General features: G+C 69.9%; 21 protein-coding genes. 10 read left to right on the top strand and 11 right to left on the bottom strand.

The features are described from left to right. The gene (locus LCF40_RS09335) at positions 1-1023 is read right to left on the bottom strand and encodes a transporter substrate-binding domain-containing protein (RefSeq protein ID WP_224828255.1); all 1023 of its coding nucleotides are present in this window, start codon (positions 1021-1023) and stop codon (positions 1-3) included. A gap of 151 nt (positions 1024-1174) precedes the next feature. Here LCF40_RS09335 and LCF40_RS09330 point away from each other — a divergent pair, with 151 nt between their 5' ends. Together LCF40_RS09330 and LCF40_RS09325 are read left to right on the top strand one after the other, a co-directional pair. Then, positions 1175-2365, top strand: a complete 1191-nt coding sequence (locus tag LCF40_RS09330; protein ID WP_224828254.1) for an inorganic phosphate transporter — start codon at positions 1175-1177, stop codon at positions 2363-2365. Between the two features lie 45 nt (positions 2366-2410). Next, positions 2411-3091 carry a hypothetical protein gene (locus LCF40_RS09325; RefSeq protein ID WP_224828253.1) on the top strand — a complete coding sequence of 227 codons (681 nt, stop codon included), beginning with the start codon at positions 2411-2413 and terminating at the stop codon, positions 3089-3091. 6 nt (positions 3092-3097) lie between these two features. On the opposite strand, the gene LCF40_RS09320 is transcribed toward LCF40_RS09325, so the two are convergent. After that, positions 3098-4462: a hemolysin family protein gene (locus tag LCF40_RS09320; protein ID WP_224828252.1), complete on the bottom strand. Its 1365-nt coding sequence runs from the start codon at positions 4460-4462 to the stop codon at positions 3098-3100. Positions 4463-4581: 119 nt separating this feature from the next. Here LCF40_RS09320 and LCF40_RS09315 point away from each other — a divergent pair, with 119 nt between their 5' ends. Genes LCF40_RS09315 through LCF40_RS09300 form a run of 4 tightly spaced genes read left to right on the top strand, consistent with a single transcriptional unit; the run spans position 4582 to position 7376 of the window. Then, positions 4582-4923, top strand: coding sequence for a glutathione S-transferase N-terminal domain-containing protein (locus tag LCF40_RS09315; protein WP_224828251.1), 342 nt, complete (start codon positions 4582-4584; stop codon positions 4921-4923). Further along, complete coding sequence (locus LCF40_RS09310) at positions 4923-5417, top strand: redoxin domain-containing protein (protein WP_114576003.1); 495 nt, start codon at positions 4923-4925, stop codon at positions 5415-5417. The genes LCF40_RS09315 and LCF40_RS09310 overlap by 1 nt, the downstream gene beginning before the upstream one ends. A gap of 43 nt (positions 5418-5460) precedes the next feature. After that, on the top strand, positions 5461-6063 hold the full coding sequence (locus LCF40_RS09305; protein ID WP_224828250.1) for an L-threonylcarbamoyladenylate synthase: 603 nt from the start codon (positions 5461-5463) through the stop codon (positions 6061-6063). A 26-nt stretch (positions 6064-6089) separates the two neighbouring features. Continuing rightward, positions 6090-7376: an amidohydrolase gene (locus tag LCF40_RS09300; protein WP_224828249.1), complete on the top strand. Its 1287-nt coding sequence runs from the start codon at positions 6090-6092 to the stop codon at positions 7374-7376. On the opposite strand, the gene LCF40_RS09295 is transcribed toward LCF40_RS09300, so the two are convergent. The 5 genes from LCF40_RS09295 to LCF40_RS09275 form a co-directional block, all read right to left on the bottom strand. After that, positions 7373-7528, bottom strand: coding sequence for a hypothetical protein (locus tag LCF40_RS09295; protein ID WP_198667824.1), 156 nt, complete (start codon positions 7526-7528; stop codon positions 7373-7375). The two genes, LCF40_RS09300 and LCF40_RS09295, sit on opposite strands and share 4 nt — an antisense overlap. Positions 7529-7596: 68 nt before the next feature. Then, on the bottom strand, positions 7597-8394 hold the full coding sequence (locus LCF40_RS09290) for an Nmad3 family putative nucleotide modification protein (RefSeq protein ID WP_224828248.1): 798 nt from the start codon (positions 8392-8394) through the stop codon (positions 7597-7599). 3 nt (positions 8395-8397) lie between these two features. Further along, complete coding sequence (locus LCF40_RS09285; protein WP_224828247.1) at positions 8398-8652, bottom strand: hypothetical protein; 255 nt, start codon at positions 8650-8652, stop codon at positions 8398-8400. A gap of 91 nt (positions 8653-8743) precedes the next feature. Continuing rightward, positions 8744-10540 (bottom strand): glutamine--fructose-6-phosphate transaminase (isomerizing), encoded by a 1797-nt coding sequence (gene glmS / locus LCF40_RS09280; RefSeq protein ID WP_224828246.1) that lies wholly within the window; start codon positions 10538-10540, stop codon positions 8744-8746. Beyond that, a complete protein-coding gene (locus tag LCF40_RS09275; RefSeq protein WP_224828245.1) occupies positions 10540-11715 on the bottom strand; it encodes a sugar phosphate nucleotidyltransferase in 1176 nt (391 codons plus the stop codon). The genes glmS and LCF40_RS09275 overlap by 1 nt, the downstream gene beginning before the upstream one ends. 432 nt (positions 11716-12147) lie before the next feature. Between LCF40_RS09275 and LCF40_RS09270 the strand changes: the two genes are divergently transcribed. Beyond that, positions 12148-12954 (top strand): sulfite exporter TauE/SafE family protein, encoded by an 807-nt coding sequence (locus LCF40_RS09270; protein WP_224828244.1) that lies wholly within the window; start codon positions 12148-12150, stop codon positions 12952-12954. Positions 12955-12966: 12 nt separating this feature from the next. Then, the gene (locus LCF40_RS09265; RefSeq protein WP_224828243.1) at positions 12967-15417 is read left to right on the top strand and encodes a heavy metal translocating P-type ATPase; all 2451 of its coding nucleotides are present in this window, start codon (positions 12967-12969) and stop codon (positions 15415-15417) included. A 119-nt stretch (positions 15418-15536) separates the two neighbouring features. On the opposite strand, the gene LCF40_RS09260 is transcribed toward LCF40_RS09265, so the two are convergent. The 4 genes from LCF40_RS09260 to LCF40_RS09245 form a co-directional block, all read right to left on the bottom strand. Then, a complete protein-coding gene (locus LCF40_RS09260; protein WP_224828242.1) occupies positions 15537-16193 on the bottom strand; it encodes an anthranilate synthase component II in 657 nt (218 codons plus the stop codon). Then, a complete protein-coding gene (pabB, locus tag LCF40_RS09255; protein ID WP_224828241.1) occupies positions 16186-17715 on the bottom strand; it encodes an aminodeoxychorismate synthase, component I in 1530 nt (509 codons plus the stop codon). Before pabB ends, LCF40_RS09260 begins: the two co-directional genes overlap by 8 nt. A gap of 88 nt (positions 17716-17803) precedes the next feature. Further along, positions 17804-18457, bottom strand: coding sequence for a helix-hairpin-helix domain-containing protein (locus LCF40_RS09250; RefSeq protein ID WP_224828240.1), 654 nt, complete (start codon positions 18455-18457; stop codon positions 17804-17806). 26 nt (positions 18458-18483) lie between these two features. Continuing rightward, a complete protein-coding gene (locus LCF40_RS09245) occupies positions 18484-19311 on the bottom strand; it encodes a shikimate dehydrogenase (protein ID WP_224828239.1) in 828 nt (275 codons plus the stop codon). Positions 19312-19494: 183 nt separating this feature from the next. Here LCF40_RS09245 and LCF40_RS09240 point away from each other — a divergent pair, with 183 nt between their 5' ends. Next, complete coding sequence (locus LCF40_RS09240; RefSeq protein WP_224828238.1) at positions 19495-20823, top strand: sodium:calcium antiporter; 1329 nt, start codon at positions 19495-19497, stop codon at positions 20821-20823. Continuing rightward, positions 20798-22165: a D-aminoacyl-tRNA deacylase gene (locus tag LCF40_RS09235; RefSeq protein WP_224828237.1), complete on the top strand. Its 1368-nt coding sequence runs from the start codon at positions 20798-20800 to the stop codon at positions 22163-22165. The genes LCF40_RS09240 and LCF40_RS09235 overlap by 26 nt, the downstream gene beginning before the upstream one ends. The last annotated feature ends 153 nt before the right edge of the window (positions 22166-22318 follow it).

Raw genomic sequence — 22318 nt, 5'->3', positions numbered from 1 at the left:
CTATTCGCCGAACCACTCGCGGGTGATTTCCTCGAGGTCGCTCGCCTCCTCGACGGCGGCGATCCCGTCGCTCAAGGCGGTCTGGAGGTCCCCGTCGTCCTGGCGGACGGCGAAGGCGTACTCCTCGCCGGTCTCGAAGACGAACGCGACCTCGACGGCGCGGTCGGCCTGGAAGGTCTCCCCGACCGGCTCGTCGAGGACGACCGCGTCGATCAGTCCCCGCTCTAGGTCCTCGACTGCGAGGACGTAGTTGTCGAAGGAGGTGTACTGGTCGTCCCCGATCAGCCCCTCGTCGATCAGGTCCTCGTTGACGACGGTCTCGCCGGTCGTTCCCGACTGGGCGCCGATCTCGCGGTCCTCGAGATCCGCCAGCTCCTCGGGCTGAAACTCCGCGTCTTCTGCGACCAGCACCGACTGGTCGGCGCTGTAGTAGGGGTCGCTGAACGCGACCGACTCCTGGCGCTCCTCGGTGATCGTCATCGCCGCCGCGATGACGTCGATGTTCCCGTTCTGGAGCGCCGGCTGGAGCGAGTCGAACTCGAGGTCCTCCCACCCCGTGAGTTCGTACTCGGTCTCGTCGACGACCGCCTCGAGGAGGTCGATGTCGAAGCCGACGAGTTCGCCCTCCTGGACCATCTCGAACGGCGGGAAGCCCGAGGCGGTGCCGGCGACGATCTCGCGGCCACCCTCGCCGGCCGTCTCGTTGCCGTCGGTTTCGTTGTCAGCACCGTCAGTCGCGTTGTCGTCGCTCTCGTTGCCGGCGGTTTCGTTGTCCGTCGTCTCCGTCTCGTTGCCGGTTGCGTTGCCGTCGGTCTCGTTGTCCGCCGTCTCTTCGTCCGTTTCCGTCTCCTCCGTCTCGTTTCCGTCCCCGCCGTCTCCGTTGCCGTTGCCGTTGCCGTTCCCGTTTCCATTGCCGTTGCCGTTTCCGCCGGCGTCCTCGAGACAGCCGGCGATCCCGATCGCGCCCGCGGCACCGGCCAGTGCCAGATACCGTCGTCTGTCGATTCGGTCGGTCGGATCCATGGCTACTACTCCGGGAGCAACTCCTTAGTAGTTGAGGGTCCGGTTCGTGGCCGTTGCTCGCTCTCATGACCCACACGCCGGCACTCGGCGGGACGGCGCCTCGTCCCCAGGTCGGCACACACTTGTAGGCCCGCGGGCAACCGACACACAGATGGTCGACGTCGCGACGCTCGGAACCTTCCTCGTGGCCGCCGGCGCCAGCCTCTTCATGGCGTGGGCGATCGGCGCCGGCTCGTCCGGCTCGACGCCGTTCGCCCCCGCCGTCGGCGCGAACGCGATCTCGGTGATGCGGGCGGGCTTTATCGTCGGCCTGCTTGGCTTTGCGGGGGCGGTCCTCCAGGGTGCGAACGTCAGCGAGGCGGTCGGGCGCGACCTGATCGGCGGCGTCGTCCTCTCCCCGGAGGCGGCGACGATCGGGCTCACGGTCGCCGCCGCCCTGGTCGCGACCGGCGTCTTCGCGGGCTACCCGATAGCGACGGCGTTTACGGTGACGGGTGCGGTAGTCGGCGTCGGACTGGCGATGGGTGGGGACCCGGCGTGGGCGAAGTACCGGGAGATCGGAACCCTGTGGGTCCTTACCCCCTTCGCCGGCGGCGGGATCGCCTACTCGATCGCTCGCCTCCTGCGAGACGTGGAGATCCCCGAACGCTACACCGTCGTCGGCCTCGCCGCCCTCGTCGGCGCGATCGTCGCCAACATCGAGTTCGCGGTGCTGGGCTCGGGCGACGGCGGGGCCTCGATCGCCGTCGCCGCCGGCGGCGGCCTCGGCGGCCCCTCGCTGCTGGGTCCGGCGCTCGTGACGGTCGCCGTGATGGCGCTCTGGGCGGTCGTCCTCGCCGCCGACCTGCGGGCCGACGTCGATCGGGGCCAGCGCCATTTCTTATTAGCGCTCGGCGCGCTCGTCGCCTTCTCGGCGGGCGGGAGCCAGGTCGGGCTCGCGATCGGCCCGCTGATCCCGCTGTCGGGCGACCTCGGGCTTCCCCTGCTGGCGCTGCTGGTCGGCGGCGGCGTCGGCCTGCTCGTGGGGTCGTGGACCGGCGCGCCCCGGATGATCAAGGCGATCGCCCAGGACTACTCCTCGCTGGGCCCCCGGCGGTCGATCGCCGCGTTGATCCCCTCGTTTGCGATCGCCCAGATCGCCGTCCTCTACGGCATCCCCGTCTCGTTCAACGAGATCATCGTCAGCTCGATCATCGGGAGCGGCTACGCCGCCGCCGGCGCCGGCGGAGGCGTCAGCGGCCGCAAGATGGCATACACCGTCCTCGCGTGGGTGCTCTCGCTTGCGATCTCGTTCGGCCTCTCCTATCTCGGCTACACCCTCGTCTCCCTCCTCCTGTTCTGAGGCGGAACCGAACGGCCTTTGGCCGATCGGCACCCCGTACCGACCATGGACGACCACACCGTCCGGTGGCGACGGGACCCCTCGACGTCGCCCCCGATCCGTGCGCTGTGGGCGCTCGGCGCCGGCACCTTCCTCGCCGCGATCGTCCTCGTCGTCTTCGGACGCTTCCTCGGACTGGCCGGCGGCACGGGCACCCGGCCGGTCGTCATCGCCGCACTGGCGGCTCTCGCGGCCACGATCGCCGCCCTCGCGATCGCCGGCGACCTCGGCGTGTGGCTCGAGCGCCTCGAGGGATGGCTGCCGGGCGTCGGCACCTCCGACTCCGAGGCCGAGTCAGGAACCGACACCGGGCGGGCCGTCGACGCCATCGCCGGCGCCGTCGTCGTCGGCTCGTTCATGGTACTGTCCGTGCTCGTCGTCGGCGGCAGCGTCGGGAACTTCCTCGCCGCACTCACGCTCCCGCTTGCGCTCGTCGCGGTCGCGCTTTCGACTACCCTCCGGTCGGTCGGGGTCCTCGACCCCGAGGAGGGGGCGATCTATCTCTACGAACCGGAGGAGGCGATCGACCTCGCCACCGTCGAGGCGATCTCCGCGCGCTACCTGGGGGAGTGGGCGATCGTCTCTCTCACCTACGCCCAGCCCGACGGGGTGTACGTGCCGGGTCCGCGCCGGCTCGTGGTCCCGCCCCGCGTCGCCCGCGACCTCGAGGGGATGGTCGGCCGGTAGCCCGGTTCACTCCTCGACGTCGGCCTCGGCGGGTTCCTCTCGCTTTACCTTCGTCAGCCGCGCCTTCATGATCCGGGTGTTCTCGACGTCCTCGACGGTGATCCGGACGCCGTCGAACTCGATCTCCTCGCCCTCCTCGACGAGCCGGCCCGCGCGGTTGAAGATGAAGCCCGCGATCGTCTCGAACTCCTCGCCCTCCGGGAGGTCGATCTCTAAGGCCTCATTTACGTCTTCGACGTTGACCTCGCCGCGGACGAGGACGGTGTGGTCGTCGATCTCTTCGACGGGTTCGTCCTCACTCCCTTCGAGGATCTCGCCGACGATCTCCTCGACCATGTCCTCCATCGTGACGATCCCTTCGGTGGTCCCGAACTCGTCGACGACGATCACCATGTGCATCCGCCCCTCGCGCATCTCCGCGAGGAGCTCGTCGACGTTTTTGGACTCGGGGACGTGCAGCGTCGGCTGGATCATGTCCTCGAGTTCGAGGTCGTGGGTCTCGCCGTAGTTCAGGTCCCGGACGAGATCGCGGATGTGGACGACGCCCTGGATGTTGTCGAGGCTGCCCTCGTAGACGGGGACGCGGGCGTGGCCGCTCTGGATGCAGGTCTCGATCGCCTCGTCGATGCCGGCGTCCTTGGGGACGGCGGTGACATCGAGGCGCGGGGTCATCACCTCCTTGACGATCGTCTGGTTGAACCGGAAGATCCGCTGGAGCATCTCGTGTTCTTCTTCCTCCAACACGCCCTCGCGCTCGCCGGACTCGATCATCCCCTGGATCTCGTCTCTGGTGACGTAGGGGCTCTCGATGGCGCCCTCCGTCGAGCCGGTTAGCTTGTTGATCTGGCGAGTGAGGTGGTCGAAGAGGACGACGAGCGGAAAGAGGAGGTACTCGGTGGCCTTCAGGGGCCGTGCGACCCGGATCGACCAGCTCTCGGTGTGCTCGACGGCGTAGGACTTGGGCCCGCTCTCGCCGAACAACAGGACGACCGCCGTGATGCCGACCGTCGAGAGCAGGACCGCGGAGAGCCCGCCGAAGTAAAAGCCGAGCAGCGCGGTCGTGATCGAGGTCATCGCGATGTTGGCGACGTTGTTCCCGACGAGGATCGTCACGAGCAGGCGGTGGGGGTCCTCTTTGAGCGACTCGACTCGCTTCGCGCCGGGGATGCCGTCCTCGACCATCCCGTCGAGGCGGTGTTTCGGGAGGTTGAACAGCGCGATCTCCGACGAGGAGAAAAACCCCGAGAGACCGATCAACACGACGACGACGAGGGCGCCCGCGACAGTGACCGCGGTCTGATTGATCTCCGTTCCGATCACGGGGAGTTCGTACGTCGCAAGCGCAACCTCGAGAATCGCGGACGGTACCATTGACTACCCTCGATTTATCACCCGGCCGATTAACAGTTTCCGCTTTCGGCACTCCAAAGGGGTTCTCTTCGGGCCGCGATCGACGACACTCTTACCGGACGCAGGCCCCAACGGGGGGTATGGCACCCGACTCCGACGCCCCGATCACGTTCTATCGTCTCCAGGCGTGTCCGTTCTGTGAGCGGGTCACCCGGACGCTCGACGCCTGCGGGCTCGAGTACCGCTCGCGGTTCGTCGAACCGATGCACTCCGACCGGAACGTCGTCAAGCGGGTCTCGGGCAAACGCTCGGTGCCCGCCATCGTCGACCCTCGAACGGGAGTGACGATGTCCGAGAGCGCCAACATCGTCGACTATCTCGAGCGCACGTACGGGGAGAGCGCGGCAATCAGTGGGCGCCGCGAGGATGAGAGCGCGGCAACCGACGGGCCCCACGACGCCGGGACTGGGGGTGGCGACTGATGCCCGACTTCGACGTCGTCTCGCTTCCCGAGACCGACCACGTCGAGGAGGGCGACCACGCGCCCGACTTCGAGCGCCCGCTCGTCAACGGGGAGTACTGGGAGGACGCCCGGCTGTCGGCGGTCGCGGACGGACGGCTCCTGCTGGTCTGTCACCCGATGGACGGCGCCTTTCCGGCGACCTACATGTGGAACGAGATCCGCGACCGCGGCTGGACCGACGCCATCGAGGTCGTCGGGCTCTCGATATCGACGCCCTACGAGCACAAGCGGTTCATCGATGACCGGGGAATCGACGCCCCGCTCTTCTCGGACCCGGCCAACGGCGTCGCCGAGGAGTACGGCATCGTCAACGACCTCGACGGGATGGCGGAAATCGAAGAACCCCGGCCGGCGATCTTCCTGCTCGAGGACGACCTGACCGTCGAGTACGCCTGGGTCGCAAGCGAGTGGCCCGAGTTCCCCGACTACGACGAGGTCGACGCACGGCTCTGAGCCGGGACGCAGCGCTTTTGGCCGCCAGCCGGCCACTGTCCTCATGGACGATTTCGAGGCCGCCGTGAGGGCGATCGAACGGGGCGAACTCGTCGTCTACCCGACGGAGACGGTGTACGGGCTGGGAGCCGACGCGACCGACTCCGCGGCCGTCGAGCGAGTCTTCGAGGCGAAGGGCCGCGACCGCTCGAAGCCGGTCTCCGTTGCGGTCGGAAGCGTCGACCGCGCCCTCGAGTACGTCCGGGCGGGAGAGCGCGAGGAGCGGTTCATGCGGGCGTTCCTCCCCGGTCCGGTGACCGTCGTCTGCCGGCACGGGGGAGCGATCCCGGACGTCCTCACCGCGGGCGGCGACCGGGTCGGGGTCCGAGTTCCCGACTGCGAGCCCGCGCTCGCGCTCGCCGAGCGGGCGGGGCCGATCACGGCCACCAGCGCGAACAGAAGCGGGGAGCCATCGGTCCGGCGGGCGGCCGACCTCGATCCGACGATCCGCGAGGCGGTCGCCGTCGTCCTCGCGGACGATCCGGCGACCGCCGACGGCGAGGCTCCCCCGAGCACCGTCGTCGACGTCGAACACGGACGGATCCATCGCCGCGGCGCGCTCGCCGAGCGAGTCGAGGGCTGGCTCGCCGGCGAGACGCAGGATTGACGCACCCCCGACGTGAACCCCGCTCCATGACGACGCTTGCGATCATCGGCGGGCAGGTCTTGCTTCCGGATCTGACGGTCGAACGTGCTGACCTCCTCGTCGATCGGGACGCGGGCGAGATCGTCGAGATCGGTTCGGATCTGGAGGGCGACGCGCACCTCGACGCCTCGGGGGGACTCGTGATCCCCGGACTGGTCAACGGCCACTGTCACGTCGCGATGAGCCTGCTACGGGGGTACGCCGACGACAAACCTCTCGACGCCTGGCTCCGGGAGGACATCTGGCCCGCGGAGGGCGCCCTCACCGCCGAGGACGTCCGCGCGGGCGCGGAACTCGGCCTCCTCGAGATGATCGAGGCCGGCACCACGGCGTTCGCGGACATGTACTTCGAGGTGGGCGAGATCGTCGAGGCGGTCGAGACCGCCGGGGTGCGAGCACGGCTGGGCCACGGGATCGTCACGGTCGGGAAAGACGACGCCGCCGCCCGTGCGGACGCAGAGGAGAGCCTCGCGGTCGCCCGCGAGTTCGCCGGCGCGGCCGACGGACGGATCTCGACGGCGTTTATGCCCCACTCGCTGACGACCGTGGGGACCGAGTATCTGGAGGAGTTCGTCCCGAAGGCCCGCGATGCGGGCGTTCCGATCCACTATCACGCCAACGAGACCGACGAGGAGGTCGCGCCGATCGTCGCGGAGGAGGGTGTTCGCCCGCTCGCCTACGCCGCCGAGCGGGGGATGCTCGAGCCCGAGGACTTCCTTGCCCACGCGGTCCACGTCGATCGCGAGGAGATCGACCTGCTCGCGGAGGCGGGGACGGGCGTGATCCACTGTCCGGCCTCGAACATGAAGCTCGCGAGCGGGATGGCACCCGTCGAGGAGATGCGCGAGGCGGGGGTCACGGTCGGGATCGGCACTGACGGCGCCGCCTCGAACAACGACCTCGATCCGTTCGGCGAGGCCCGCGACGCGGCGATGGTCGGCAAACTCGCGAGCGGGGACGCAAGCGCGGTCCCCGCCGACGCGGTCGTCGGGATGGCGACCGCGGGCAGCGCCGACGCCGTCGGGATCGAGGGGGGACGACTCGAGGAGGGTGCGCCGGCCGATATCGCCGTGGTCGATCTCGACTCCGCACACCTGACGCCGCGCCACGACCTCGTGAGCCACCTCGCGTACGCCGTGCGGGGCTCGGACGTCCGGCACACGGTCTGTGGCGGCGAGGTCCTCATGCGCGACCGGGAGGTGCTCACCCTCGATTCGGAGGGGGTCCGCGAGCGCGCCCAGAAGCGCGCCGAGGCGGTCGCCGAGCGGGCCTAGCGGTAGATCATCACGACGATCCCGGCCGCGATCAGGAGCAGTCCCCACCACAGCGAGTCGAAGGGCAGCACTATCAAGAGGAGCGTGACGAGCCCCGAGGAGAGCAGCGACCAGCCGATCGTCGTCCGGTAGGTTGATCCGTTGTAGCTCATACCTACAGGAGGTCGCCGGGACACAAGTATCCGGGGCCTCCTTGCCGCTGTACTGTTCGGCGGTCGCGTTACGCGGGCTCGTCTACGGGCCGGTCGCCGGGTTCGCCAAGCAGCTCGTGGAACCGTTCGGCCGGGATCGAACACTCGTAGGCGGGTTTGAACGTCATGTTCTCCCGGCCGGCGACGACCGAGAGCTTCTCCGAAACCCTCTCCCGAAGGTAGTACTGGGCCCGTTCGTTGCCCGCCGCGACGTAGTAGTCGCTGATCCGGACCGGATCGCGCGCGAGGAGCCCGCCGGGTTCCCGGCCGGCGAGGAGGACGACGGCCTTCTCCTCGCGGTAGAGTTCGGTTCCGGAGGCACGCTTGGCGTGGGCGTTCTCGGGAAACCGCTCGAGGATCGCCTCCCGTTCCTCCGGCGGGGTCTCGGGTGTGACGACAGCGACCTCCTCGACGGTGAACGAGCCGATCAGGTAGCGGTGGGTGCGGTCACCATCCGAGAGTCCGGCGTAGAAGCCGACGGCGTCGCCCGCCTCCAGCGAGCGCAGGCGGGAGACGTAGCCCGCACGGTGCTCGCCGTAGGAAAGCGCCTCGAAGTTCGGGTCGCGGTGGAGGGGCCACCCGGCGAGGTCCTCCCCCGAGAGGACGAGGTCGTCGTCGCCGATCGGTCGGGGCCGGATCCGCGTCGTGAGGTCGGCGGCGACGCCCTTCCGCCCCCGCAGTGGCCACGAGCCGAACGTCTCCTCCTCGTCGGTTTCGCGGGTCTTCTCGGGGATCGGGACGTACTCGAACCGGCCGTCGTCGTACAGGGGCGCGACGGTCCCGACGTTCGTGGTGTCGGCGCCGACGCCGGCGAGAACGACGGTCACGACCTACTCGAGGAGCCGTTCCCGGTCGTCCTCGTGGCTCCGGCCCCTCGAGGGGCCATTTCCTCGGTTTCCGTCGCGGTAGAACCGGTCGTAGGCGAGATACGCCAGATATGCCAGGAGGGCGAGGACGGCGAGCGAGACCACGACGTTGGCGATCCACCAGACGAGACCGAGAATCGCGCTCACGACCTCCAGGAGGACGAACAGCGCGACCACGGCGATCAGTCCCAGCCCGGCGAGTCGGAGTAGCCTGTCCATACCTGTTGCCAGGGCTTCAGGATATATGAGTGTACGGTTCTCGACGGGGAGTGATACGTTCCGGGCGGATCTCGGGAGTCCGGTATCGCGACTACTCGACGGTGACGCTCTTCGCCAGGTTCCGGGGCTTGTCGATCGACCGCCCGAGCATGTTCGCGACCCAGTAGGCGACGAGCTGGAGCTGGACGTTCGCGACCGTCGCGGCCGCGACGGGCGTGCTCGTGGGCACACGGAGGACGTGGTCGGCGTACTGCTCGACGTCGGACTGGCCGTCGGTGACGGCGACGACGGGGGCGCCCCGTGCTTCGACTTCCTTGACGTTCCCGATGGTCTTGCGGGCGATCTCGCCGTCGCCGGTGACGAGCGCGAAGACGGGCGTCCGCTCGGTCACGAGCGCGAGCGGGCCGTGTTTGAGCTCGCCCGCGGCGAAGCCCTCGGCGTGTTTGTACGTAATTTCCTTCATCTTCAGGGCTCCTTCGAGGGCGACGGGGTACTGGTAGTGTCTACCGATGAAGAAGTAGGCGTCGGCGTCGACGAACTCGGCGGCGACCTCGCGGGCGGTCGACTCGTCGAGGACGGTCTGGACCTTATCGGGGACCGACCGGAGCCCCCGGACGACCTCTCGGGAGTCCCCGCCGCCGATCACACAGGCCAGCGCGGTCAGGGCGACCTGCTGGCTCGCGAACGTCTTCGTCGCCGCGACGCCGATCTCGGGGCCCGCACGGATGTAGAGGGCGTGATCGCACTCGCGGGCGGCGGAGCTCGCGACGACGTTGGTGACCGCGAGGGTCTCGGCGCCGGCGGCGCTTGCCTCCCGCAACGCCCGCATCGTGTCGGCGGTCTCCCCGCTCTGGGTGACGCCGACGACGAGGTGGTCCTCGCCGACGGGGATCCGCTCGCTCGCGTACTCGCTCGCGAGAAACGCCTGGGCGGGGATTCCTCGCTCCTGGAGTAAGGCGGAGCCGTAGAGGGCGGCGTGGTAGGAGGTGCCACAGGCGACGAACTGGACCGGGCCCTCGACCGCGAGGTCGGCGAGCTCCTCGAGGACGATCTCGCCCTCGAGTTCGTCAACCCGTCCCCGCAGACACTGCCGGAGGGAGGTCGGCTGTTCGTAGATCTCCTTTTGCATGTAGTGGTCGTAGCCGCTTTTCCCGGTTTCCTCGGGGTCCCACTCGATCGTCTCGATGGAGGTCTCGACAACGAGACCCTCGCGGTCGGTGACGACGATCCCGCCCTCCTCGATCCGGGCGAACTCGCCGTCGTCGAGGTAGATCACGCGATCGGTGTACTCGACGAACGCGGGGACGTCGCTCGCGAGGTAGTGTCCCTCGTCGCCGACGCCGAGCACGAGCGGCGAGGACTCCCGGGCGGCGTAGATCGTCTCCGAGCCGACGAAGACGGCGGCGATCGCGTAGCTGCCCTCGATCCGGTCGACCGCCCGCCGGAACGCCTCCTCGGGGTCGTAGCCGGCGTCCAGGGCCTGGCCGATCAGGTGGGGGACGACCTCGGTGTCGGTCTCGCTGACGAAGGTGACGCCCGCGGCCGTCAGCTCGTCGCGGATCTCCTGGTAGTTCTCGATGATGCCGTTGTGGACGACGGCGACCCGGTTTCGCTCGTCGGTGTGAGGGTGGGCGTTGGCGTCGGATGGCGGCCCGTGAGTCGACCACCGGGTGTGGCCAATGCCGACGGCTCCGCCGTGGACGTCGGCACCCTCCAGGGCCGACTCGAGAGCCGAGACCTCGCCCTCGCGTTTGAAGACGTCGAGGGTCGCGTTGGCCAGTGCGATGCCCGCCGAGTCGTAGCCCCGGTACTCGAGCCCGGAGAGGCCGTCGAGGAGGACGTCGGCGGTGTCGTGGCCGTCGCCGACGTAGCCGATGATCCCACACATCAGCCCTGCACCTCCGTGTCGTCCCCGATCGTTCCCCGGACCGTCGAGCCGGCGTGGATCCGTGCGTCCGAGCCGACGATCGTCCCCGGCGCGTAGGTGACGCCACCGTCGTCGGTCGCGTGGTCGGCGAGCAGGGCGCCCAGGGGTTCGTCCTGATGGATCCGGTCGCCAACGTGGACGTCGCCGGGACCGCCGCCGACGATCGAGCCGGCGCCGACGCGGACCCCGCGACCGGTGACGCAGTCGACGAGCGTCGCGTTGACCCCGATGCGGGTGTCGGCGTCGACGACGCTGTGTTCACAGACCGCGCTCGCGCCGACGGTGACGTTCTCGCCGAGACAGGCGCTCGGCCCGACGACCGCACCCGGGCCGACGACCGCGTCGTCGGCGATCACGATCGGCTCGAGCAGCGTCGCCGACTCGTGGATCTGTGCGGAGTCGGCGACCTCCCGTTCGGGGACCGTTCCTGCCGCAAAGAGGCTGTCGGCGACCCGGAGCAGGTCCCAGGGGTAGGTCGCGTCGACCCACAGCCCCTCGCTGACGACGCCGCGGACGACCGCCTCGGAGTCGATCAGTTCGGCGATCGCGTCGACGAGCGACCGCTCGCCGTCATCGGGATCGACCGCCCGCGCGGCCTCGAACGCCGACGGCTCGAGGGCGTAGACGCCCGCGTTGAGCCGGTAGTTGCGCTCGTCACGGGGGTTCTCGACGATCTCAGTGATCTCGCCGTCCTCCAGAATGACGCCGCCGTAGTGGGAGACGTCGGCCTGGCGGATGAGCCCGAGCGTCGCGTCGGCCCCGGCGTCGTGGGTCTCGATGACGTCGGCGATGATCCGCCGGTCGACGAGCTGGTCGCCGTTGACGACGAGGCAGGTCCCCGAGACCGTCTCCTCGGCGGCCAGCAGGGCGTGGCCGCTACCGAGTTGTTTCTCCTGGACGACGTAGTTGATCGGCACGTTCCGGTAGGTCGGCCCGAAATGGGACTGGACCCGCTCGCGGCCGTAGCCGACGACGACGGTCAACTGGGTGACGCCCGCCTCGAGGAGTTCGTCGAAGACGTGTTCGATGATCGGCGTCGTCGCCGCGGGGAGCATCGGCTTCGGCCGGTTCGCCGTGAGCGGTCTGAGCCTGTTTCCCTCGCCCGCCGCGAGGACGATTGCAGAAATATCCGTCATATCTGTCTACCCCACCCTACTTCTCCTACCCCTTTGGCTTTTGGTATCCCTCTCGCGGGGAGAGTACGGTGGACGATAGTCCATCACGAAGGGTAGCTAGGAAACGTCCCGTCGGTTTTCTTCCGAACGACCGGATGGATCTCCGGTCACGATCCGATGACGCCGTTGAAACTCCACCGATGGCCGCATATCGAATGGACGAGTGTTCCGGAGCGGACACAGTCGCGAACGGTCCGGTACCGGGGGCCGTGCCCGTCGCAAACCGCCCTCAAGGGGCTCCGGTCGGGCTCACACGCTCGATCGTCTTCGTCCGGGCCCCGACCGGACCGTGCGATCGGATCGCCACCGGCCGTCCGGTCGGCCCCTCGAAGGGGCGCGAGGAGGCGAAACCCATTACCTCGTCGGGCCGATAGCCGAGACACGGACCGTATCATGGACGTACTTCCCCTCCTCGGGGTCGATGTGGCGCTGTTCCTGTTCATCGGCCTGCTCGCCGGCGCCCACTGCCTCGGGATGTGTGGCCCGCTCGTGACGATCTACGCAGAGCGGATGGATCGGGGCCGCGAGAGTCACGGGAGCCGGGGAGCCCATCTCACGACGTACGAGGTGCGCCAGCACGCGCTGTTCAACCTCGGACGGGCCGCGAGTTATACCGTCATCGGGGCCCTCTTCGGTGCGCTCGGCGGCCTCCTGTTCGTCACCACCGACACAGTGACCGCGGCGGTCGAACCGCTTCGTGGCAGCGTCGGGCTCCTCGTCGGCGGCTTCGTCATCGCGACCGGACTCTACTACCTGGCCGGGCGGACCACCGGCGGGCTCTCGATCCCCGGCCTCGAGCGGGTGAGCGCTTGGCTGCTCTCCCACGTCGATCGGCTCGCGAACGGCCCGGGGATCGTCGCCCTCGGCGCGGTCCACGGGCTGCTTCCCTGTCCCGTGCTCTACCCCGCCTACCTCTACGCGTTCACGACCGGCTCGCCGACCGGCGGCGCGCTCGCGCTCGCGGCCCTCGGAATCGGGACCATCCCGACCGTGTTCGCCTACGGGACGGTCATCGAGTCGGTCGACGCCGTCCACCGCCGGCGGGTCCATCGGTTGCTCGGGGTCGTGTTCGTCGTCCTCGGCTACGTCCTCCTCGCACACGGGCTGATGAGCATCGGAATCCACGTCCCACACCCGAGCCTCCCCTTCTACGACGGGGTCGACATCGGTATGGCCGGCGGAGGCCACGCCAACCACTGAAACACCACCGAAATGACCGAGAACCAACCCGCTGCCGGCTGTACGCTGTGTGACCTCCCCGTCGCGGGCAGCGACGTCACCGACGACCAGGGGAACCGCTTTTGCTGTGTGGGCTGTCGAAACGTCCACGACGCCCTCGGAGACGTCGAGGACGTCACCCCCGAGGACGTCCGCCGCGAGCGCGCAGGCGGCGAACGGGTGGTTCCCGACGACCACGAGACGACGTATCTCGAGGTCGACGGGATGCACTGTGCGACCTGCGAGGCGTTCATCGAGTCGGTCGCCCGATCGACCGAGGGAGTGAGCACCGCCGACTCGAGCTACGTGACCGGCACGGTTCGGATCGACCACGACCCCGACGCCGTCTCGGAAGCCGATCTCCAGGAGGCGATCAGCGGGCTCGGCTACAGCGCCTACTCGCGCGACGACGCGATCAGCCGCCGGAAGGCCGACAACTGGTCGATCGGGCGGGTCATCGTCGGCGTGCTCATGGGAATGACCGTCATGTTGCAGTACGCCCTCATCATCTACCCCACCTACTTCGGCGGGCTGCTCTACGACGAGCGGACGACCGAGTTCTTCACGCAGACGCTTTCGAGCGATCTCGCGACGCCGTTCTATCTCACCATCGCCGCGGTGACGACGATTATCCTCGGGGTCACCGGCAAGCCGATCCTCCAGGGTGCCTACGTCGCCGCGAGGACCCGATCGCCGAACATGGACCTCCTGGTGGCGATCGCGGCCGTCAGCGCCTACCTCTACAGCACGCTCTCTGTCGTCGTCGGCGGCGCCCACGTCTACTACGACGTCACCGTCGCGATCATTGTCATCGTCTCGGCCGGCAACTACTACGAGTCGACGATCAAAGCGGAGGCGACCGAACGCCTCTCCGATCTCACGGCCGTCCGGATCGACGACGCCCGCCGTATCCGCGAGGACGGGAGCCACGCCGAGGTCGCCGTCTCCGACCTCGAGCCCGGAGAGCGCGTGCTGGTCCGGGCCGGCGAGCGCGTCCCCGTCGACGGCGAGGTCGTCGAGGGCGACGTCGCGATCGACGAGGCGGTCATCACCGGCGAGTCCCTCCCCGTTGGTAAGAGCGTCGGCGACGCCGTCGTCGGCGGCTCGCTGGTCACCGACGGCGCCGTCACGATCCGCGTCGGCGAGGACGCGACGAGCAGCCTCGATCGGGTCACGGAGCTCGTCTGGGACCTCCAGAGCTCGAGCCACGGGATCCAGAAGCTCGCCGACAAGCTCGCGACGGTCTTCGTTCCCGTGGTGCTCGTTCTCTCGGTCGTCGTCACCGCCGTCTACCTCGCGACCGGCGCCGGGCTCACCGCCGGCCTGCTCGTCGGGCTCACCGTCTTGATCGTCTCCTGTCCGTGCGCGCTCGGGCTGGCGACGCCGCTTGCGGTCGCAGCCGGGATCCGAGACGCCTTAGAGCGTTCGATCGTCGTCTTCGACGATACCGTCTTCGAGCGGGTTCGCGAGGCCGACACCGTCGTCTTCGACAAGACGGGCACGCTGACCACCGGCGAGATGACCGTCGTCGAATCCGATCTCGACGACGAGCTCCTCGAGCGCGCTGCCAGGCTCGAAGCCCGGTCCTCGCACCCGGTCGGTCGGGCGATTGCCGCCGAACGCCGGCTCGCCGACGGCGGAACGGTCGAGCCCGCATCCGGGGCGACCGAGGCGGGGGAAGCCGCGACCGATGGCGACAAACGCGCCGACGGCATCGACTCGTTCGAGAGCCATCGAAACGGCGTCTCCGGGGTCGTCGACGGCGAGGAGGTCGTCGTCGGCCATCCCGACCTGTTCCGCAGGCGCGAGTGGACGATACCCGAGTCGATCGCCGCACGGATCGAGGCGGGCCGCGAGACGGGACGCGTTCCGGTCGCCGTCGGCCGAGACGGGATCGCCGAAGGCGTGATCGTCGTCGGCGACGACCTCCGGGAGGGGTGGGAGGAGACCCTCGAAGCGATCGCCGCGACCGACACCGAGATCGTCGTCCTCACCGGCGACGACGACCGCGCCGCCGAACGGTTCCGGGAGGAGCCGTCGGTCGACCGGGTGTTCGCCGGCGTCCCGCCCGAGGGGAAAGCCGAGACCGTCGACCGGCTCAAGCGCGCGGGCCGGACGGTGATGGTCGGCGACGGCACCAACGACGCGCCCGCCCTCGCCGCCGCCGACCTCGGGATCGCCCTCGGCGGCGGCACCGCGATGGCCGCCGACGCCGCCGACGTCGCGCTCGTCGACGACGACCTGGGCTCGGTCGAGACCGTCTTCGAACTCGCGCGGGCGACCGATCGCCGGGTCAAAGCCAACATCGGCTGGGCCTTCTGTTACAACGCGATCGCCATCCCGCTCGCGGTGACCGGACTGCTCAACCCGCTTTTCGCCGCCCTCGCGATGGGTGCGAGCAGCCTGCTGGTCGTCACGAACTCGACGCGGTCGCTGCTCGAGTGAGCCCGAGTCCGGCTCGCGCGTCTCGGCCCTGGCGGCTCGAAGGGTCCGAGACGAGTCTACCACCGTACCCGCCGCGAAAGCGGGGCTCCGGCCCGGCGATCGCCGTCCGGTGACCGGGTTCAGGGATCGAACCGACCGTTCTCGGCCGCCGACGAACAGAAGTTCCGGATCAACCGCTTTCCGACCGCGAGCGAGATCCCTTCCTCGCGGGGTTCGCTCGGGTCCCGGGTGAGGATGCTCTCGGGGTGAAACTGGACGCCGACGTGGGGCTTCTTCCGGTGGCGGACCGCCATCACGATCCCGCGGTCGTCGGTCGTTCGCGCGGTCTCCTCGAGGGAGTCGGGGAGGTCGTCGCGCTCGACGCAAAGCGAGTGGTAGCGCCCGACCGAGAATCGCTCGGGGAGTCCCGCGAAGAGCCCCCGTTCGTCGTGGGTGATCGTCGAGGGCTTGCCGTGGACGACCTCCGGGGCGTGGACGACCGGGGCGCCGTGGGCGGCACACAGCGCCTGGTGGCCCAGACAGACCCCGAGGATCGGGAGCTCCGTCCCGGCGAACAGCGGGATCGAGATCCCCGCCTCCGCAGGGGTCCCGGGGCCGGGAGAGACGATCACGGCGTCGGGGTCGAGTTCGCGGACGTCTCCGACCGAGAGCGCGTCGTTGCGCCGGACGACCACCTCCCGCGCCATCTCGCCGACGTACTGGACGAGATTGTACGCGAACGAGTCGTAGTTGTCGACCACGAGGACGCGGCCGGCGGCCGGCGGCTCCTCATCCACGGTCGCCACCCCCGTCGGGGTCGCCGCCGGCTCCGTCGCCCTCGACCGCCATCGCCGCCCGGTCGCCCAGGGCCTCGTCGACGGCCGCGATCAGCGCGCGGGCCTTCGCGAGCGTCTCGTCGTACTCCCGGTCGGGAACCGAGTCGTGGACGATCCCCGCGCCGACCCGGAGGTGGTACTCCTCCCCGTGGCGGACCAGCGTCCGGATGACGATGTTGAGCGTCGCCCGGCCGTCGAAGCCGAAGAGCCCGACGCTGCCGGTGTAGGGTCCCCGCCGAGTGGTTTCGAGTTCGTCGATGATCCCCATCGTCCGGGGCTTTGGCGCGCCGGTGATCGTCCCGCCGGGGAAGACCGCGGCGATGGCGTCGGCGAGGGTGGCCTCCGGCCGCAGACGGGCGGTCACGTCCGATACGAGATGCATCACTTCCGAGTAGCGATCGACCCGGCGGTACTCGCTCACCTCGACGCTACCGTAGGCCGCGACCTTTCCGAGGTCGTTTCGCTCGAGGTCGACGAGCATCGCGTGTTCGGCCCGCTCCTTCTCGTCGGTCAGCAGGTCGGCCTCCATGGCGGCGTCCTCCTCGTCGCTCTCGCCCCGCGGGCGGGTCCCCGCGATCGGCTCCGTCCGCAGGAAGTCCCCGTCGCGTGCCAGGAGGAGTTCGGGGCTCGCGCTCACGAGGTCCGCCGACCGGAGTTCCAGAAGCGCCGAGTACGGCGCCGGATTGACGGTTCGAAGCGCGTCGTAGGCCGCGACCGGATGGACGGCGGCGGGCGCGACGAGGCGCTGGGAGACGTTGGCCTGGAAGGTCTCGCCCTCGCGGACGTACTCCTTGACCCGCCGGACCCGCTCGGCGAACGCCGCCCGCCCGCAGTCGCTCTCGAAGCGCGCCCGGTCGAGCTCGACCGGCGGGCCCTCGATCCCGGGATCGCCCTCGGTGGCCGCGGTCGCAAGCTCCGCCGCGCGCTCGCGGCCCCGGTCGTAGAGCGCGTCCAGGGGCTCGCCCTCGCGGCGTCGGGGACAGGCGACGACCCGGAGAGCGATCTCCCCGTCCCCGGCCGAACCCTCCCAGGCCGCAAGCCGGTCGAAGACCCCCACCTCGAGCCGGGGAAGTCCCCGGTCGTCGACCGCCGATCCGGGGAGCCTCTCGAGTTCGCGGGCGACGTCGTAGGAGAGCCAGCCGACGGCGCCACAGGGGTAGGGCACCCGACACTCCCCGCGGACGAGTTCCTCGCCGTCGAGCACTCCCTCGAGGGCGGAAAGCGTCGGCGACCCCTCGCCGTCTCGCCGGACCGCGTCGGGACCGACGGTGAGTCGGTCGACCGGATCGACCCCGAAGTAGCCCCAGCCGGGCTGGCCGCCGGTAGTCTCGAGGAAGACCCCCGATCCGCCGGTGCGGGCCCGCCGGTAGGCGAGGAATGGATCGTCGATGGAAACCCGAAGCTCGATCGGGGTCCGCTGGCCCGGGGCGGGGGCGGCCTCGCGGACCATCTCGAGGGTGGTCCGAACCCGGGGGTCGGTCATCGGACGGAAGAAGACGGCCCGCTCGTAATCGTGTTGCGGTTCCGGCGGCCGATCTCCGCCGACCGCCGAGCCGAACGGTTCGCCCGGGTTACCGGGAGTTCACGCGGTCGATCCAGCCCTGGACCCGCGTGGGGGCGATCCCGGTCTCGGCGGCGAGTTCCTCGGAATCGGCCGCCGCGAGGTCGCCGACGGTCTCGACGCCGGCGTCGGCCAGCCGCTCAGCGTAGGCCGGCCCGATCCCCTTGATCGTCTCGACGGGCTGGTCGTCGCCGGCGTCGGCCTCGGGTTCCGGGACCGCGTCCTCCTCGGAGGGACCGGTCGCCTCGGCCGGCTCGGTCGCCTCCTCGGGGGAGTCGGCGGGCTCGGTGATCGACCCTGTCGAGCCCGCGGCATCCGCGCCGGCCGCGGCGGCGTCCTCGGGTTCGCCGGCGGAGTCGTCGGCGTCCTCGAGCGGATCATCGGCCTCCTCGTCCGCGAGCGGGTCGTCCGGGTCGGGTTCGGACCCCGTCTCCTCGATCTCGACCGACTCCTCGCCGAGGACCGTCTCGTCCGGCACGCCCTCGGCGAGTTCATCGGATCCATCGGGCTCGTCGGCCGTGGCCGGTCCCGTCGTTCCCGTCGTGGCCGCGTCGTCCGTCGAGCCGCTGCGTTCGACCGTGACGCCGACCTCGCGGTCCTCGCCGTCCGTTCCCTCCGAGTCCCCGAGGCCGAGCAGCGCCTTTATCTTTTGGAGGAGTACCATTAATCGGGAGTAAACGGGGCCTACACTTAAAGTGGGTTGGTCGAATCCGCTCGGAGCCGCCCGCGAAGCGCCGCGTTCATCGCCTCGACGGGGGCCTCCCGTCCGGTCCAGAGCTCGAGGGCCTCGACGCCCTGGTAGAGCAACATCCAGGCGCCGTCTATCGTCGTCGCGCCCGAGGCCGCGGCCTCCCGGAGCAGCCGGGTTTCGAGGGGCCGGTAGACGGCGTCCATCACCGCGAGGTCGCCGTGGAGCGCCTCGGCCGCCACCGGCGAGGCGTCCTCTTCCATCCCGACGCTCGTGGCGTTGACCAGCAGATCGGCGCCCTCGAGGAGGGTGGGGACCGCCTCGAGCCCGTAGCCGCCGGCGCCGGGAACGTCGTCGGCGAGGTCGTGGGCGCGCGAGGCGGTTCGGTTGGCGACCGCGACGTCGGCGCCGCCGTCGGCGAGGCCGAAGGCGATCGCCCGGCCCGCGCCACCGGCGCCGACGACGACCGCGCGGGCGCCGGAGACGGCGAAGTCGTGCTCGTCGAGCGCGCGCAGGGCGCCGGAAGCGTCGGTGTTGTGGCCCGTCGGCCGGCCCGCAAAGTTGATCGTGTTCACCGCGCCGATCCGGGCGGCGACGTCGTCGACCGCGACCAGTGACGACTCGCAAGCCGCCTCCTTGAACGGGACGGTGACGTTGAGGCCGGCGAGTCCGAGCGCGTCGGCGCCTCCGATCGCGGCCTCGAGGGCTTCGGGGTCGGGTTCGAACGTGACGTAGCGGGCGTCGATGTCCAGGGTCTCGTAGGCCGCCTCGTGCATCGGCGGCGACAGCGAGTGAGAGACCGGGTTGCCGAGGAGTCCGTACACCTGCATGTCACCGACTGTCGGCGGGGCGGTAATAACTCGTCCGCTCGCCCCTCGTTTGGGCCCGGTCGCGGGCCGGTGACGTCGCCCCCGGCTGCCGCCTGCCGCCCGCCGTCCGGGCGGCCCCCGACCGCGGGGCCGCCGCGCTGGAAATGGTAAGACACTCCTTACCCACCCCTGAATGGGCGGCCAGTGATCTCCCTTCGCCACCCGCTGGCCGCGGCGGCCGGCGCGACTGCGTTGACCCTGCCCTGGATCGGGGTCCTCGCCTCCGGTACCAACTTTCCGACCGGGACGACGGTTCTCCTGAGCGGGCTCGCGATCCTCGGCTCGTCGTTCCTGCTGGCCTGGGCGGCCGAGACCGCCGAGAAGGACGTCCCCCGCTCGTTCGCGATCGCCGTCCTCGCGGTGCTCGCCGTCGCCCCCGAGTACGCCGTCGACGCCCTCTACGCCTGGACCGCCGGCGCCCAGGCCGGCACCGAACGCGGCATCGAGGCCGGCAACCTTGCGATCGCGAACATGACCGGCGCGAACCGCATCCTGATCGGCCTGGGCTGGTCGGCGATCGCGCTCTTTACGATCTGGCGGGCGCTTCGAGTGACCGACGTCTCCGTGCGCCACTACGACGGCCGCCTGGCCGACGCGGTCGTCCTCGACCGGGGGATCTCGATCGAGATCGCCTTCCTCGGGGTCGCCACCCTCTGGGCCTTCTTCATCCCGCTTCTGGGCGGGATCGACGTCCTCGACACGGTCGTCCTCGTCGGCCTCTACGTCGCCTACATCCTGATCGTCCTCCGGGCCGGCGTCGAGGCACCCGCCGAACACGTCGGCGTCCCGGCGTACTTCCAGGCCTACGCCCGCCCCCGGCGTATCGCGACCGTGATCGGCCTCTTCGTCTACTCCGGCGCCATGTTGTTGCTGGCCGTCGAGGAATTCGCCCACGGTCTCGAGGGCCTGGGCGTCGCCTACGGGATCCCCAAGTTCTTCATGATCCAGTGGATCGCCCCCCTCGCCAGCGAGTCTCCCGAACTCATCGTGGTGGCCGTCCTCGTGATGAAGTCGCGCTCGACCGCCGGCTTCAACGCCCTCATTTCCTCGAAGCTCAACCAGTGGACGCTGCTCATCGGCACGCTCGCGGTCGTCTACTCGATCGCGCTCGGCCGGTACGGCGTCCTCGAGTTCGAGTTTAAACAGTCCCTCGAGATCTGGCTGACCGCGGCCCAGTCCTTCTTCGCGCTATCCCTGCTGGTCGACTTCGAGCTCTCCGGCCGCGAGGCCGTCGCCCTGCTCGGGCTGTTCGTCTCCCAGGTCGCCATCGAGTTCCTCGTGTTGCGGGTGCTCCCCGTCGCCAACCCCGAGATGCTGAGCCACCGATCGCTGATGGCGTTCACGCTGATCTACGTCGTTCTCGGGCTCGCGCTGTTCGTCCGTCGGCGCGACTCCGTCGCCGAACTGCTCTCGCTTGCAGGCGTGACCGCCCGCCAGGCAATCCACGGTGGGCGCGCCCCGGGGGCCGACTGACGTGCTCGCGATCGTCGAGAGCCGCGCGGACGTGGCCTCCGAACGCATCGCCGATGCGCTCCGCGAGGGCGCCGACTGGGACGTCCACGAGGACGCCTCGCGGCCCGACGGCGACGGCGGCGGCACCTACCACCGGACCGACGGCGCCGAACTCCGGACGTTCGACGGGCTCCACATCGAACTCGAGGAGCCCGCCGCGGCCTTCGAGTGCGACCCGGACCTGCTCGTCTTCGCCTCGCGGCACTCGGGGGAGACCGGCCCGCTGCTTTCGGGGCACTTCACGGGCAACTTCGGCCCGGCGGAGTTCGGCGGCGAGGACGGTCGGTTCGCCGAGGCGGCACCCAACGCCCTCCCCGCGTTGCTCGCCGCGTTCGACGAGCACGCCCCCGAGGAGTACGATGTCGGCACGGAGTGTACCCATCACGGGCCGACCGACGTCGGCTGTCCCTCGCTGTTCGTCGAACTCGGCAGCGACGACGAGCAGTGGACGGACCCGGCGGGGGCGGCGGCTGTCGCCCGCGCGATCCTCGACCTACGGGGGGTTTCGCCCCACCGCGAACGACAGGTCGTCGGCTTCGGCGGCGGCCACTACGCCCCCCGGTTCGAGCGGATCATCCGCGAGACGCCGTGGGCCGTTGGCCACGTCGGCTCGGAGTGGGCCATGGAGGCGATGGGCCTGCCCGAGTCGAACCGCGCGACCATCGGGCGCGCCTTCGAGGAAAGCAGCGCCGCCCACGCCGTCGTCGAGGGCGACCGGCCCGCCCTCGAGACCACCGTCGAGGATCTCGGCTACCGCGTCGTGAGCGAGCGGTGGCTCCGGACCGTCGGCGACCGGCCCCTGGCGCTGGTCGATCGGGTCGAGGACGCGCTCGGCCCGATCGACGAGGGGATCCGGTTCGGGGAGGCCCGCGGGGAGTTCGCGGTCCGTCCCCTTCCGACCGAACTTCTCCGGGCCGCCGAGGGGATCGACGCCGACCGAACCCGGGAGCTCCTCGAGGGGGAGGCCGTCGCTTTCGAGACGAGGGAGGGGGGCAACCGGATCGGATCGCGCGTCGCACTGCCGGAGGCGGACACAGGCGAGCGCGCCAAGGCCGTCCTCGAGGAACTCCTGGAGGTTCTCCGGGAGCGCTACGACGAGGTGAGCGTCGGCGTCGACGAGGTCCGCGCACACGAAACCGCGTTCGATCCCGAACGCGCTCGCGAGTTGGGGGTCCCCGAGGGGCCGGCGTTCGGGCGACTGTCGGGGGGCGAGGCGGTGGAGATAGCGGGCGAGGAGATCGGTCCCGACGAGGTTTCCGGCGAGCGCGTCGATCGCTTCCCGTTGCCCGATGGCTGGGGCTGACCGGATCGTCCGCCCCGAACGCCGGTCCGGGCCGTCGGACTCGCATCCGTACTGTCATTACAGCGAGTAAGACGGGGTTACCGCCGGGTCATCGGTTTCGGGCCGGAAGGTAATCCGATTCTAACAGGTACGCGAAGTGTTAGATCGACAGGG

This window comes from Saliphagus infecundisoli, assembly GCF_020177375.1.
Classification (GTDB): Archaea; Halobacteriota; Halobacteria; order Halobacteriales; family Natrialbaceae; genus Saliphagus; species Saliphagus infecundisoli.
Note: the sequence above shows the minus strand (reverse complement) of the source record. Positions and strands in the feature narration are given on the sequence as shown.

Excerpts from the sequence above, each read along its gene's own strand:
- LCF40_RS09335 (WP_224828255.1), bottom strand. The coding sequence starts at position 1,023 with ATGGATCCGACCGACCGAATCGACAGACGACGGTATCTGGCACTGGCC.
- LCF40_RS09275 (WP_224828245.1), bottom strand. The coding sequence starts at position 11,715 with ATGACGGATATTTCTGCAATCGTCCTCGCGGCGGGCGAGGGAAACAGG.
- LCF40_RS09310 (WP_114576003.1), top strand. The coding sequence starts at position 4,923 with ATGCCCGACTTCGACGTCGTCTCGCTTCCCGAGACCGACCACGTCGAG.
- LCF40_RS09320 (WP_224828252.1), bottom strand. The coding sequence starts at position 4,462 with ATGGTACCGTCCGCGATTCTCGAGGTTGCGCTTGCGACGTACGAACTC.
- LCF40_RS09295 (WP_198667824.1), bottom strand. The coding sequence starts at position 7,528 with ATGAGCTACAACGGATCAACCTACCGGACGACGATCGGCTGGTCGCTG.
- LCF40_RS09315 (WP_224828251.1), top strand. The coding sequence starts at position 4,582 with ATGGCACCCGACTCCGACGCCCCGATCACGTTCTATCGTCTCCAGGCG.
- LCF40_RS09250 (WP_224828240.1), bottom strand. The coding sequence starts at position 18,457 with ATGGTACTCCTCCAAAAGATAAAGGCGCTGCTCGGCCTCGGGGACTCG.
- LCF40_RS09265 (WP_224828243.1), top strand. The coding sequence starts at position 12,967 with ATGACCGAGAACCAACCCGCTGCCGGCTGTACGCTGTGTGACCTCCCC.
- glmS (WP_224828246.1), bottom strand. The coding sequence starts at position 10,540 with ATGTGTGGGATCATCGGCTACGTCGGCGACGGCCACGACACCGCCGAC.
- LCF40_RS09245 (WP_224828239.1), bottom strand. The coding sequence starts at position 19,311 with ATGCAGGTGTACGGACTCCTCGGCAACCCGGTCTCTCACTCGCTGTCG.
- LCF40_RS09300 (WP_224828249.1), top strand. The coding sequence starts at position 6,090 with ATGACGACGCTTGCGATCATCGGCGGGCAGGTCTTGCTTCCGGATCTG.
- LCF40_RS09305 (WP_224828250.1), top strand. The coding sequence starts at position 5,461 with ATGGACGATTTCGAGGCCGCCGTGAGGGCGATCGAACGGGGCGAACTC.
- LCF40_RS09270 (WP_224828244.1), top strand. The coding sequence starts at position 12,148 with ATGGACGTACTTCCCCTCCTCGGGGTCGATGTGGCGCTGTTCCTGTTC.
- pabB (WP_224828241.1), bottom strand. The coding sequence starts at position 17,715 with ATGACCGACCCCCGGGTTCGGACCACCCTCGAGATGGTCCGCGAGGCC.
- LCF40_RS09285 (WP_224828247.1), bottom strand. The coding sequence starts at position 8,652 with ATGGACAGGCTACTCCGACTCGCCGGGCTGGGACTGATCGCCGTGGTC.
- LCF40_RS09325 (WP_224828253.1), top strand. The coding sequence starts at position 2,411 with ATGGACGACCACACCGTCCGGTGGCGACGGGACCCCTCGACGTCGCCC.
- LCF40_RS09330 (WP_224828254.1), top strand. The coding sequence starts at position 1,175 with ATGGTCGACGTCGCGACGCTCGGAACCTTCCTCGTGGCCGCCGGCGCC.